The 12803-nt window shown below is 35.9% G+C and carries 13 protein-coding genes; 4 read left to right on the forward strand and 9 right to left on the reverse strand.

Going from position 1 to position 12803, the window contains the following annotated elements; genetic code table 11:
* Window positions 1–2: 2 nt before the first annotated feature.
* Window positions 3–146, reverse strand: a complete 144-nt coding sequence (locus tag BET01_RS13450; RefSeq protein WP_120197328.1) for a cyclic lactone autoinducer peptide — start codon at window positions 144–146, stop codon at window positions 3–5.
* A gap of 216 nt (window positions 147–362) precedes the next feature.
* Between BET01_RS13450 and BET01_RS13455 the strand changes: the two genes are divergently transcribed.
* The 3 genes from BET01_RS13455 to fdhD are packed head-to-tail and all read left to right on the forward strand — an operon-like array spanning window position 363 to window position 3272.
* Window positions 363–1100, forward strand: a complete 738-nt coding sequence (locus BET01_RS13455) for a LytR/AlgR family response regulator transcription factor (RefSeq protein WP_120197329.1) — start codon at window positions 363–365, stop codon at window positions 1098–1100.
* Window positions 1097–2431 carry a sensor histidine kinase gene (locus tag BET01_RS13460; RefSeq protein ID WP_120197330.1) on the forward strand — a complete coding sequence of 445 codons (1335 nt, stop codon included), beginning with the start codon at window positions 1097–1099 and terminating at the stop codon, window positions 2429–2431. The genes BET01_RS13455 and BET01_RS13460 overlap by 4 nt, the downstream gene beginning before the upstream one ends.
* Before the next feature lie 31 nt (window positions 2432–2462).
* Window positions 2463–3272 (forward strand): formate dehydrogenase accessory sulfurtransferase FdhD, encoded by an 810-nt coding sequence (gene fdhD, locus BET01_RS13465; protein ID WP_120197331.1) that lies wholly within the window; start codon window positions 2463–2465, stop codon window positions 3270–3272.
* Window positions 3273–3366: 94 nt separating this feature from the next.
* Here fdhD and BET01_RS13470 read toward each other — a convergent pair whose 3' ends face one another.
* Window positions 3367–3966 carry an acetate uptake transporter gene (locus BET01_RS13470; RefSeq protein ID WP_120197332.1) on the reverse strand — a complete coding sequence of 200 codons (600 nt, stop codon included), beginning with the start codon at window positions 3964–3966 and terminating at the stop codon, window positions 3367–3369.
* Between the two features lie 284 nt (window positions 3967–4250).
* Here BET01_RS13470 and rsmH point away from each other — a divergent pair, with 284 nt between their 5' ends.
* A complete protein-coding gene (gene rsmH, locus BET01_RS13475; protein WP_120197333.1) occupies window positions 4251–5300 on the forward strand; it encodes a 16S rRNA (cytosine(1402)-N(4))-methyltransferase RsmH in 1050 nt (349 codons plus the stop codon).
* 177 nt (window positions 5301–5477) lie between these two features.
* Here rsmH and BET01_RS13480 read toward each other — a convergent pair whose 3' ends face one another.
* The 7 genes from BET01_RS13480 to BET01_RS13510 form a co-directional block, all read right to left on the reverse strand.
* Window positions 5478–6020 (reverse strand): flavodoxin family protein, encoded by a 543-nt coding sequence (locus tag BET01_RS13480; RefSeq protein WP_158585055.1) that lies wholly within the window; start codon window positions 6018–6020, stop codon window positions 5478–5480.
* A gap of 79 nt (window positions 6021–6099) precedes the next feature.
* The gene (locus tag BET01_RS13485) at window positions 6100–6603 is read right to left on the reverse strand and encodes a nitroreductase family protein (protein WP_120197335.1); all 504 of its coding nucleotides are present in this window, start codon (window positions 6601–6603) and stop codon (window positions 6100–6102) included.
* Between the two features lie 563 nt (window positions 6604–7166).
* Window positions 7167–7883 (reverse strand): LytTR family DNA-binding domain-containing protein, encoded by a 717-nt coding sequence (locus BET01_RS13490; RefSeq protein ID WP_158585056.1) that lies wholly within the window; start codon window positions 7881–7883, stop codon window positions 7167–7169.
* Window positions 7884–7968: 85 nt separating this feature from the next.
* A complete protein-coding gene (locus tag BET01_RS13495; RefSeq protein WP_158585057.1) occupies window positions 7969–8922 on the reverse strand; it encodes a PEP/pyruvate-binding domain-containing protein in 954 nt (317 codons plus the stop codon).
* Window positions 8923–8957: 35 nt separating this feature from the next.
* Entirely contained in the window at window positions 8958–9821 is an 864-nt protein-coding gene (locus BET01_RS13500) for a beta-ketoacyl synthase N-terminal-like domain-containing protein (RefSeq protein ID WP_158585058.1), read from the reverse strand.
* Complete coding sequence (locus BET01_RS13505) at window positions 9818–10990, reverse strand: beta-ketoacyl-[acyl-carrier-protein] synthase family protein (protein WP_120197339.1); 1173 nt, start codon at window positions 10988–10990, stop codon at window positions 9818–9820. Before BET01_RS13505 ends, BET01_RS13500 begins: the two co-directional genes overlap by 4 nt.
* A 149-nt stretch (window positions 10991–11139) precedes the next feature.
* On the reverse strand, window positions 11140–12786 hold the full coding sequence (locus tag BET01_RS13510) for a PEP-utilizing enzyme (protein ID WP_158585059.1): 1647 nt from the start codon (window positions 12784–12786) through the stop codon (window positions 11140–11142).
* Window positions 12787–12803: the final 17 nt, after the last annotated feature.

Raw genomic sequence — 12803 nt, forward strand, 5'->3', positions numbered from 1 at the left:
TCTTAGAATTTTCTTAGTTTCTTTGCTTCTTTTGGCATCTCTGGCTGATAATAAATGTACCCACATGCTAAATTGCTTGTTACAACTGCAGATTTAAGAGCAAGAGCAGATACCACGTTTCCCATAACAACAGATAATTTCTTCATTTTTATACTCTCCTTCGTATTAAAAGATTAAATTAAGTTACCTAATTTTGCCCAGTATAGCATAATCCCTTTTTCGATAAAATAGCTTTTCATTTTCTCTTATAAAACAAGCAAATTCTCTTATACTTCTTTTTTCAACACTTTTATTATTTTTTTTTACACATTACTGTGATAAAATGTTATCTAGTAAAAGAATGGAAGGAGACAAAGAGATTCATGATTAAAATTGCTATCTGTGACGACGAATCCATATTTATTGAGCAGATCAAATCCATGATTAAAAGCACATTATCAGAAGCGCATATCTCTTACTTAACCGATTCTTTCACATCAGGGGAGATGTTGTGTGAAAAACTAAAAGGAGGTACTATTTATGATTTGGCATTTCTGGATATTAGTATGAATGGTATGAACGGAATTGAAGTTGGAGCTAAATTAAGATATTATTTTCAAAACAAAAAAACCATTATTATTTACATTTCGTCCTATGATAACCGGGCAAAAGAAGTTTTTTGCCTTGACACCTTTCGCTTTTTGTCAAAGCCCATTGATCCTGAGCTTTTTAAAAAAGACCTTTTGAGTGCCTATAAACGGTTAAATGAAATAAAGGACGACTTTTTTTGTTTTAAGGATATTGACAGAGGGCAATGTAATATTCCTGTTGAGGATATTATTTATCTTGAAATATCCAAAGGACATAAAATCAATGTGATTACAAAAGACGCCCGCTATATTTTCTATGGGAAACTTATGGAGGTATTTGAGAAGTTAGAAGCCCAGGGGTTTTTATTGATTCATCATTCTATTTTAATCAACTATTACCACATCCGGCAGATATCCTATGAGAAAGTTCTCATGTCTAATGATGCAAGCTTGACCATAAGCGGCCCAAAGAGAAAGGAAATAAGGGCGAACTATTTACAGCTTAGGAAAAATAAGGAAGACGACAAATGAACGTAATCATTACATATTTATTCATGAATATCCTTAGAACTTATGTAATATACGATTTTATTCAGACTTTTTTAAAGAAAAGGAGAGTCCCCATTTGGGCCATCGGGATTGCTTATACTGCCTATTACCTTGTGGGAGCATACCTATACTTTAATTTGTTTAACCCAATATTAAATATCGTTTTTAACTTGGGAATCTGTTTTTTTATTTCTTTTTTGTATCAAACTTCCGTGTTTAAACGCTCTCTAGCTGCCTCTTTTATATATATCTTATCTCTTGCAAGTGAAGATTGTACGGCGGCTTTTCTCGTTCTTTTTGTTGGAGCCTCTTTTAAAACCATAATACAGCAAGACTGTTTTGTACTCATTGGGATCATCTTATCGAATACCATGATGTTTGGTCTGGTGAAATGGAGTAAAGTCTTCTTTTATAAACAGGAGGTTTATAACACGGAGGTCAGGCCGACTCGCTGGCTGGCTATATTTTTGATTCCTGCAGGAAGTATCTATATCTTAAACAGTTTGACGTTAGAGATTATTTCCAATCAATCGGAATCTTCGTTTTTACTGACAAGTGCAGTTCTTGTTTTATTGGCCATTAATATCTTGCTATTTTATTTATATGACAAGCTTTTGCTGGAAGAAAATCTAAAGTATGAAAATCTCCTGCTCTCGCAGCAAAACAATGCCTACGAAAAACAATCTGTACTGATCCAACGGTTTCAAAAGAGTTTGCGGGAGGACCGACACAACCTGCACAATCATCTGGCTGCGATATCCGGTCTCGCGGAACAAGGCCAAAACACCGAATTAATCGAATACATAAAAAAGCTCACCGTTAACGTAAAAGCACAAGAAGCCGGTATTGACAGTGGTCATCCTGTCATTGATGCATTGATTAACAATAAGCTTTATCTCTCTCAACATTATCACGTTAAAACAGAAGTACATATTCGCCTACCTAAAGTTCTTGGCATAGATAAGATGGACCTTACGATTATCTTAGGCAACCTTTTGGATAATGCACTGGAAGCCTGTATGAAACTTGCGAAAGAAAAAAGAGAGATATTTGTTGATATTTCAGAGTTTCATGAGGTTCTTACCATCCAGGTGACAAACGCCTATGACACCTCTCAACTATGCATCAAAAACGGGAGGCCCTATTCCACAAAAAAAGATAAAGCCTGGCATGGAATCGGGTTAAATTCTGTTAATCATACCATCAAAAAATATAACGGTATCTTTGAATATAATTATAGTGAACCACGAACAGGAGAAACGAATCTCTTTACCGTAAGGGTTCTATTATATTTGCTTGACGAAGCTTCCTAAGAAACCTGATAAATCCGAAAAGGAGAAGCCCATGCCAGATAAAAACCACATCAGCCAAACCCATAAAATCCTATTATGCAGTACGCAAGAACAGTCAGAGGAATCACAGGAGATTCTCATTGAATACAAGTTATCTATCTATGTGAATGGCATTCGTTATGTTAACCTAATATGTACTCACAAGAATTTATATGAATTGGTTCTGGGGAATTTATTTACAGAAGGAATCATTCAAGGAATTTCAGATATCGAATCCATTGAGATCATGGAAGACGAGGGCAAAGCCTTTGTGACATTAATTACTAAGGATACCTTTAAAGATATGATTGAAGCTACAGAAGGAATTCGTACGATTACCACCGCTTGTGGAAAACAGCACTCCATCGCTTACTATCTCATGAACGATGAGAATCTAACAACTTTGGATTACAATTTTACCATCCGTTTTTCAAGGATTTTATTCTATGTAAATGAATTTCAAAAAAGCAGTGACATCTATAAATTAACACGAGGAATTCACTCTTGTGGATTATACGATGAGGAAGGTATGCTCTATCTAATGGAAGATATCGGAAGACATAATGCAGTAGATAAGGTACTTGGCTACGCCATTGACCATGGGATTGATTTATCCAAGACAGCTCTTATTACCAGTGGCAGAGTCCCTAGTGATATGATATTAAAAATTATTAAAGCGAGGATTCCAATCCTAGTGGCCCGCTCCGTTCCCACAGATGTCGCCATTGAAATGGCAAACAAATACAACATTACATTGGCTGGCTTTGCAAGAGGAACCAAAATAAATTTGTATTCCAATGAGCAAAGGCTTCTCTTTGAATGAGAAAGAACTGTGATCGAAAGTAATAAAAATATCCTAAACAACGCAAAAAAAGGATTTGAAACACTAGGTTTCAAATCCTTTTTATATGCATTCATTATAAAGGTAAAATAGTCTTCTTAAATTCCTGGTTTAAAACCTGTCCCATAGAATTATAAATAGCGGAAAGTCCGCAGAATATTCCAACATATCCAGCAATCGTATGTATAGATTCTACGCCGGTAAAGTTAGCAAGTGAAAGCAGGAAGAATAAAACGGTAAGAGAACCAAATACTACCTGGCTTGCACGATTGTGTTTCAGTGTTCCGATAAACATAAAGAGTGTGAATACACACCAGAGACCTAAATAAAATCCCATGCTGATAGGATCAGCAGCTTTGATACCTTCAAATGGATTAATCCAGATGATAATCAAAGACCACCAAAAGAAACCATATGCCGTAAATGCGGTAGCACCAAAGGTATTATTTTTCTTGAATTCCATGATGCCAGCTATAATCTGAGCGGCGCCTCCTAATGCAAATCCCATAGCTACAATCACGATAGAAAGAGGAATTATTCCTGCATTGTGAAGATTTAACAGGCAGGTGGTCATTCCGAATCCTAAAAGCCCAAGAGGAGCTGGATTGGCAATGGTAGAAGAACTGGATTGAACGGTTGGTGTTGACTGTATAGATTGAGTTGTTTTGGTTGACATTATTTGTAAATCCTTTCGTTTTGTATATGCGAAAACGCACCTGACATATAATATCATCTATTAAAATATAATTCAACATAAATCGACACTGAAACCGAATTTATTCTAAGATATCATTTCATCTTGTGACAAATAAAGGATTTACTGTCATACTTATCTAATATGCATTTGCTATTATGACATGTATTTGATATCATGTAAATTACAGGAATCGTTCAAACCGTCCGTTAGGGCGACGCTTTGGATCATATATAATTAAAACATTTTAAAAGGTGGAAGCAAGAATGGATAATCAGGAACAAAAACATCAACGTCGGCCTAGGTATAAAGGTACTCACCCTAAGGCTTTTAAGGATAAATATAAGGAACTGCAACCAGAGTTATATGCAGATGCCGTGAAAAAGGTAATTCAAAAGGGCAATACTCCTGCTGGTATGCATCGTTCCATTTGTGTGAATGAGATATTGGAGTTCTTACAAATAACCCCTGGACAAACTGGACTAGATGCCACCTTGGGTTATGGTGGACATACGTTGGAGATGCTTAAATGCTTAGATTCAAAGGGGCACCTATATGCGACTGACGTAGATTCGATTGAATTACCACGAACCAAGGATCGTTTAGAACGTTTGGGTTATGGCCCCGAGATATTAACAGTAAGGCACACGAACTTTTCCAACATAGATCAAATTACTTCCGAATCCGGACCTTTGGATTTTATATTGGCAGATTTAGGAGTCTCTTCCATGCAAATCGATAATCCTGAAAGAGGATTTTCCTTTAAGACGGAAGGCCCGTTGGACTTACGATTAAATCCATCCAAAGGCATCTCCGCAGCAGATCGACTTAAATCCATTGACAAAGATGAATTACAAGGGATGTTGTTAGAAAATGCGGATGAGCCATATGCCGCAGAAATCTCTCGTACCATCGTTACCACTATCAAAAAGGGAACAGACATTGTAACAACAAGTATGTTACAGCAAGTGATCAAAGACGCTCTTAAATTTTTACCGGAAAAAGATAGGGACGAGGCAATCAAAAAATCTTGTCAAAGATGTTTTCAAGCCTTACGAATTGATGTCAATAAAGAGTTTGAAGTATTATATGATTTCTTAGAAAAGCTTCCTTCTGCCTTGGCTGAGGGTGGGCGTGTTGCGATTCTCACGTTTCATTCTGGAGAAGATCGTCTGGTTAAAAAATCATTCCAGCGTTTCTATCGTGATGGCCTCTATAAAGAAATAGCGCCTGAGGCGATTCGACCATCTGCAGCTGAACGCGGTGAGAATAGTCGGGCTCGATGTGCTAAATTACGTTGGGCGATTAAAGCTTAAGTATAATTCAATTTACTGATGAATAATAAGGAAAAAGCAAGCAGGACAAGTTTCAATACACATGCCCTGCTTGCTTTTTTTATATCATATCCCACGTAATAATTTTGAAAATTTATTGATAGGAGGCCTATACTCATGCAAAGGGCTTGAGTACTTAGTCCAATGCTGAGATAACTTCTATTGAATGCCATTTCCTAAATCTTTTGCTGCCGCAAGGCTAGAAAGACCACTAATATCCCCTTTTTCCATAACTTCCGATTGTGTTACAATTCCGCAGTCTCTCCACCCCATATACTTTATGATCGCTTTATAATGGCTAATGGTTGCTTCTACCGCTTCCGTATCCGTATCTCCATATACTGCAAGCAACGCGGCATCGGTTATAGGCATCGGTTTTGCAGTGCTTACATTCATTCTATCTATTACGGATTTTAATTGTGCTGTCATGCCATGCCAATAAACAGGACTGGCTAATACTAATAGATCCGCGTCATACAAAGCTTTATATATCTCTTGCATGTCATCCTTTTTTGCGCACTCTCCCAGATGAGTAAAACAATATTTACAATCAGTGCATCCCGTAACCTTCATTCTACCCACATTAAATTTTGTGACGGTATTCCCACTAGCTTCCGCTCCCTGTATAAAAACATCTGCCAAAATCTCTGTATTACCATTTTTTCTTGGACTCCCATTTAATAAAACAATCTTTTTAGACATGATCAATTCTCCTTTTATATTCTTATACCATTTGGGGGAATTTTTAATTCTTTTGCGTATAGTGCTGTGAATCAAGATGTTACCACTTTTCATAATGAATTTTTTCAGCATGATATCGATCTATAAATTGATTCTTATTGCTCTCCGGGTAACCAATGGCAATGAATGCAAATGGTCTAATATCTGATGGAAGTTCATACATCTCCCGCACATAATTGATAGCAGAATCAACCGATGTAATGCTCATCCACACGGCTCCAAGATCCAAATGTACCGCTTCTAATAAAATATTCTGGGCCGCAGCACTCATATCCATCATCCAATCAGGTTCATATCTGAATTTCTTGCTATTTGCTACCAAAATAATTGTTAGCTCGGAATTAGAAACTGGTTTGGCATCTGGCATCGCTTTGGATAGCTTCTGAAGAGCTGTCTTGCTTTCAACTACAATAAATTCCCATGGCTGTTGATTTAATGCTGATGGTGCTTGCATAGCAGCCCGTAATAATTGATCTATCTTTTCTTTCTTTACCGGTGTGTCTTTAAATTTACGAATACTTCTACGAATGAAAATTTCTTTCACAGGACACCTCCATGTTCTGTCTTAATAAAAACTTGAAACCAAGCATTGGTGTTTATTTTATTATTTGATATCATGATAACATGCTAGATTCAATAGGTGAAATTGATTGTTTTTATTGATGTAATCGAAAAATCAGATGATTGGGGCAAAGTGATGAATCTGTGTTTGATTATTTCATTTTCGATTATCACAACAAAGTATCACTCTATAGAAATGGAATACTTGAATAAGTTCAATCAGCCATTACATTCCAATTACTCTTTCATATGAAAATATGAGAAGTCGGTGGCTGAAAATATCAGCCACCGACTTCTCATTTACTCTATATTATCTTAAAAATCTCATAAGGATATTTATATATATATTGATTACTTTGTCTTGTAATACTCTATTTTAGTTACCTAAGACTAACTCACAATTAATATTCAGCTTCATAATAGCAAATTAAATGTTGCTAATAGCAGCATTTGTTACACAGTCATGCATCATTGTTTATCCGTTTAATTTTTAATATTTGAAGAAGACAAAGCTATTTATAAACAGGAAATAGATGGCACATGACTTTAATTTGACAAAGGCGCTTCCAGATAAAGAAGCCTAGACAGCCTTTTTATTCCATCCCTGCTAACAGGTAATTTTATATCATTGATCAATTGGAGCTGTTGTGTCGTGCACTCGGTCACAAAGGAGCTGTTTACGATACAACCTTTATCTATATAGATAAAAATCTTTTTATCTAGTTTTTCATAAATCTGAAGTAAACTCATCCGAAAGGTTACACATCGATTGTCAGCAGTAAATATGTTTACATTTTTCCCATCTCGATTAATGTACAAAATATCGTCGTAATAAATTTTATCATATCTTGTTTTACTGGTTAATTCCAGACTTCTATTTCTTTTACCAGTAACGATATTGTGTAAGATTGAAAGAATTGTTTCTAGTTCCTTCATAATGTTTTTCTTAGACATATACTTAAAAATTTTATACTTTAAGAACCAGTCGATGCATTCCAAATCATCAATTAAAACTATGATTTTAGTATGGGGATACTGCTTTATTACTTTTGATATGAATCCGCACAACTCTTCTTTTGTATTGTTAGTGATATCAATAATAAAACCGTCACAATACTCTTCATCAATAAGAAATAATGCGCTCTTTATATCTTCCCAGACAAATAGGTCCAGCTTGGAATATTTACATTGCATAAAGGTATGTATTACTTTTTTGACCGAGCTCATGAAACATAGATCTTTCGTATAAACTCCAATATTCATACTATTAACCTCCGCAGGTAATAGGTTATCTTGTTTTATGCTCATTATTTTCACCATGTAAAAATCACCGCTCTTATTGTACTTTTTACCTAGTATCTATTCTTCTATATGTTACAGGTCTAGATTGCACTATGTATATCTTCCCATTTACAATTCCCCATTCGATATCCTGGGGGCAGCCAAACTTACCTTCAATTTTTTTACATACCTTCACCAATCTCCATACATTCAGATAATTCATTGAATATGAGTGAATCATTTTACTGCTATTAAATACTTTTTTTATACCAGAGTCGGAATTTACATACCGAAATTCCTTTCTCCCCTTTTTTCTGTAAGTAATCCTCTTATTATTAATATCGTAGATATAAGTATCTGGTGATATTGCACCGGAAGCAACGGCTTCACCCAGACCGTATGCGGAATTAACCAGCACCTCTTCCTTTCGATGATTCATAGGATTGCAGGTAAAAACAACTCCAGATGCCTTGGGACTGATCATTTTCTGAATAAGAACCGCCATTTTGATGTTATTGTTTTCATAATTTCTTTTCATTCTGTAATCAATGGCTCTCGGAGACCAGAGTGATGCCCAACATCTTTTCACATATTCTATAACGTTATAATCTCCAGAGATATTTAAAAACGTATCCTGCTGCCCTGCAAAACTTGATTCTTCCAGATCTTCCATATTGGCGGAGGATCTTATGGCAACACTTACATTTTTGCCCAAGGCCCGGTATTGCTTGAAAATCTCCATTCCCATGTGATTTGGCATGCTTCCATGCAGAAAACTTTTTATAATGTTAACACTGCACTCATCCAATGATATCTTGCCATTCTTATTTTCATCTAAATAAAGTTGAATGAATTTATTGATTCCATTCTCCTTTACAAATTCTTCATATGCATTGTAAGTAATGCAAAAACCCTCTGGAACGTTCACTTTTAATGCGTATAGTTCTCCTAAATTTGCGGCCTTACTACCAACAATGACATTATCACGAATATTTAAATTTTTCAGATTTTTAGCATACATATGCATATATCCCCTTATCTTCCTGAAATATGTGTTTAATCTGCAACGTATTTTATGCTGATAGCACTAAATTCTCTTTTCTTTGAAATACTATACACAAAGAACTCCTTTTCATTGTTATCCTTACAATATTCAATTCCTTTCTTTATATCAAAGATTGTTTGGGAACCGGAAGAAAGAGGCAAACCATAGATCTGTTTATTTGTTTCTCTTAAGTAAATTCCATGACTTCCAGTCACTTCATTACCAGCATCAACATTTAATCTCTCCCAGATCGTTTCCTGTTCACGCAAAATTCCCCTGTAGATACCTGTTATTTCCGCCAAAACTCCTGCTTCTAACTGAGAATCTAGTAATATTGCTGCCCCGCTCTCACCAAAATCTTTCCCATCAGAACTGGTGTAATTATTTAGTATCTTCATTCCATATTCACTAGAACAAGAATCACTGCTGGCAACTAACACATGTCTCTCTCTCTCTTCCATGATTAACTCATATCCGTCAATCACAGCATCACAGGACGAATTCATGCCTGTTGATACCGTATAGTTAGTACCTCTTAACTGCAAAGCGATTGCTATAACAGACGCCTGCATATTGGAAAGTATCTTGGTGACAAAGATTGGTGATACCAAACCGGTATCATGATATTTGATTACATCTTCTGCTAGCGTATCCAAAGCTCCAAAGCAGGTTGCTGCTAAAACACATATATCCTCTCCATATCTAAAAAAGTCTGGATTGCTTTCCTGTATCCTTTTGGAAGCTGCTAATGATATCTGAGAATACCGGTCGAGCTTTCTTTTTTCCTTCGGATGCAAAAAAGAATCTATCTCTATGCAGCCACTAACTGCATCCGGGTAAAGACAAACGATATCTTTGATGTATGTACGCTTCAAATGGATTCTCCTTTCCATTTTTTTAATATCAGCGACGCATTTTGACCTCCAAAAGCAAATGTATTATTCATGACAATGTTCACCTTCGTCTGTACATCTTCCGACAGCAAATTGATGTTACTTTTTTTTATCGGGTCAATTAAATTTACAGTTCCAGGAATTAAATCATGTTTGATTGATAGACAGGAAAAAATAGTTTCCGCGATCCCACAGGCTCCTAACAAATGACCTGTCATTCCCTTTGTTGAACTTGCATGAACCCTGTGATCAAAGATCAACTCCATTGCATTGTATTCCGATTCATCATTTAACTTCGTTCCTGTTCCATGACAGTTAATATAATCAATTGTTGTAGATGGAATATCTGCATCCTTTAGCGCCATCTTCATCGCCAATGCAGCACCTTTCCCTTTCAGATCAGGAGCAACGATGTGATAGGCATCGCAACTGGCACCATACCCAACAATTTCCGTACAGGCACTCAAATGGTCTTCCTCAATAAAATCTTCTCTTTGCAATATTAAGGCTCCCGATCCTTCGCTTAAAATAAATCCGTTATGATGGACATCAAATGGTCTCATTGATTCACTAGCACTCAAGACCCCTAACGCAGCAAAGCTGGCCAAACCCATATCAGAAAGCACCGCATCAATACCGATAACATAAGCACAATCAATACTATTATTTTTAATTAGTCGATATGCTTTCCCTATTGCATTTGACGATGACGAACAGGCACTGTTTATAACTATTACAGTGGTATTCACAAAATACTTTTCAGCAAGCTTATGAGCCAGAACCTCAGGTAATATCTCATCTAAATCCAGCTCCCCAGTCTCATCCGTTATACTTTTAAACATATATTCACTGTTTCCTAAGCTACTGCCGATGATCAATGCAGTTCTTCCAAGATTTTTTTCCGGACTAATTCCTGATTCATGAATGGCCTGAATCAAAACGTCTTCCGCCAATTTACTGTATTTCTTCTTTTCTGAATTACAAGAAACCTTTCCTACATAGAATTCTTCTTTCCTTCTGCCTTTCCCCATAAATATTTCATAGGGCACAAAGTGATTTTTTCTTTCTAAAAGGTTCTTCCAGTTGAGATCAACATTATCACCCAGAGGTGATATCATACCCATTCCCGTTATAAAAACACGATTTGTCATTCGAAATTAATCCTTTCTTTGCAGATTGAAGTCTATATATATTTCATTTGGTTCAAATCCGTTTTCCATTGTTATCATAAGTTACAATCCCTTTCGGATCAACGGAATGAACAATATGGATTACTGACTGGAATGAATAGGTACTTTTTTTAAGTAGGAAGAACTTTATCATAATAGATCACTCCGGTCTCACCATCTAATAAGACCCGGTCTCCATCCTCCAGGGTTGTCGTGGCATTTTCCACATTAACTATAGTAGGTATATTGTATTCTCTTGCTATAATTGCTGCATGAGATAATATGCCTCCCAATTCAGTAATCAGACCACCCGCAACGGAAAATAGAGGGGTCCAGCTAATATCAAGTGATTTAATCACAATAATATCACCCTTTTTTATATTCCCGGCATAATTATGATTTATTACCCTTACATTTCCTTTTACCCTACCATAACAAGCTGGTATTCCTCGAAGGACCTTTTTCGATGATTTTTTAGTTTCTGGTTCTTTACTATTTGTCATGCAATCAGAATAAATTTTCTTCCTTAGAATGACTTTTGATTTTATTTCAGCAAACTCTGTGAAATCCTTAATCAAACGCCTTACTTCATCATAATGCATAAAATAAATATCATCCGGTTCCATTTCTGGTATAACGCTGCATAACTTATTATTTAATACTCTTGAAACTCTTTTAATCTCAGCTATTATAATATATAAATAGTGTTTGTTATTTTCTCTTAATTTCGTGAAAGTTCTGGCCTGGGTAATTAATTTTCCAAACTTTTTATCATCTACGCTTGTTTTCTCCTGCTCTCTCAATCTAACTGCTTCTTTATTTAAACATCTCTCTATTATCATATCTAGAAGCATACGCGGATTTTCGGCCCAATAAGGTTCCTTTATTTCCAATTCATTTTTTCCCCGGTGTCCATACTTTTCAATGATATTTTCATTGATAAAATTGTATACCTTTTCAAAACCGGAATCGATTAATAGCTGCTGCCAGTTTTCACTTTTCAGACATTCCAATATCTGTTGGCTTTTTTCTGATGGCACGATTATATTTTTCAAACGTTCCATGTAGCTACTGATTTCAGCCATTTCAATGCCTTCAATATCATTCACCAGTTTTAATAAAGTAGAATTGTCATAACCATATTTATTCAGCTTCCATTGAAGTAATGCCATCTTAGAAAATGCGGCCGTTGTTGCATCCGTATGCAGATGCATGTTTTCTTTTCCGTATGTAATTCTTTCATTAAGCAAACTAAAAAGCATATTTAAATCAAAGGTATTATAATCAAGATCAACCCATTTTTTCTGGTAACGGAGAAATTCTCTCCACTTCAGCTTTGATTCTGCTTCCAGTTGCTTATTATTTTTTTCTGCTTTTATACTTCCTGGCATATGAACCATAAATCGAAGCCAATGTATTCTCTCTTTGCGATGTTTATTACTATACGCCGTTTCCCCTCCGATAATCGTATCCATGGAAAACAGCCCGATTCTTTTCATGTAAAAATTCACTAAGCCAATGTTATAGTAAAGCTTACCGCCATTTAGCATGATAAAACACTTTTCTTTCACTTCAGGTGAGAACGAATAGTGCCGGAAAGAATCTCTTAACAATTCATTCATGGCCTCTCCCCACAGAGACCAGCTTAACGGTGTCATGATATCAGGAAAGGCTTCCGCTACATTCCCCCTTGTCCAGAGATCAAATCTTGATTTTTTTCCCGGATAGCATGTATTTCCTGTATATATTTCATCCCTATTTTTGCTATTGTGTTTCATATGCATACCCTCCAAAA

It is taken from the genome of Lacrimispora algidixylanolytica, from assembly GCF_003609635.1.
GTDB lineage: Bacteria > Bacillota > Clostridia > Lachnospirales > Lachnospiraceae > Lacrimispora > Lacrimispora algidixylanolytica.

Excerpts from the sequence above, each read along its gene's own strand:
- BET01_RS13450 (WP_120197328.1), bottom strand. The coding sequence starts at position 146 with ATGAAGAAATTATCTGTTGTTATGGGAAACGTGGTATCTGCTCTTGCT.
- BET01_RS13455 (WP_120197329.1), top strand. The coding sequence starts at position 363 with ATGATTAAAATTGCTATCTGTGACGACGAATCCATATTTATTGAGCAG.
- BET01_RS13460 (WP_120197330.1), top strand. The coding sequence starts at position 1,097 with ATGAACGTAATCATTACATATTTATTCATGAATATCCTTAGAACTTAT.
- fdhD (WP_120197331.1), top strand. The coding sequence starts at position 2,463 with ATGCCAGATAAAAACCACATCAGCCAAACCCATAAAATCCTATTATGC.
- BET01_RS13470 (WP_120197332.1), bottom strand. The coding sequence starts at position 3,966 with ATGTCAACCAAAACAACTCAATCTATACAGTCAACACCAACCGTTCAA.
- rsmH (WP_120197333.1), top strand. The coding sequence starts at position 4,251 with ATGGATAATCAGGAACAAAAACATCAACGTCGGCCTAGGTATAAAGGT.
- BET01_RS13480 (WP_158585055.1), bottom strand. The coding sequence starts at position 6,020 with ATGTCTAAAAAGATTGTTTTATTAAATGGGAGTCCAAGAAAAAATGGT.
- BET01_RS13490 (WP_158585056.1), bottom strand. The coding sequence starts at position 7,883 with ATGAATATTGGAGTTTATACGAAAGATCTATGTTTCATGAGCTCGGTC.
- BET01_RS13495 (WP_158585057.1), bottom strand. The coding sequence starts at position 8,922 with ATGTATGCTAAAAATCTGAAAAATTTAAATATTCGTGATAATGTCATT.
- BET01_RS13505 (WP_120197339.1), bottom strand. The coding sequence starts at position 10,990 with ATGACAAATCGTGTTTTTATAACGGGAATGGGTATGATATCACCTCTG.
- BET01_RS13510 (WP_158585059.1), bottom strand. The coding sequence starts at position 12,786 with ATGAAACACAATAGCAAAAATAGGGATGAAATATATACAGGAAATACA.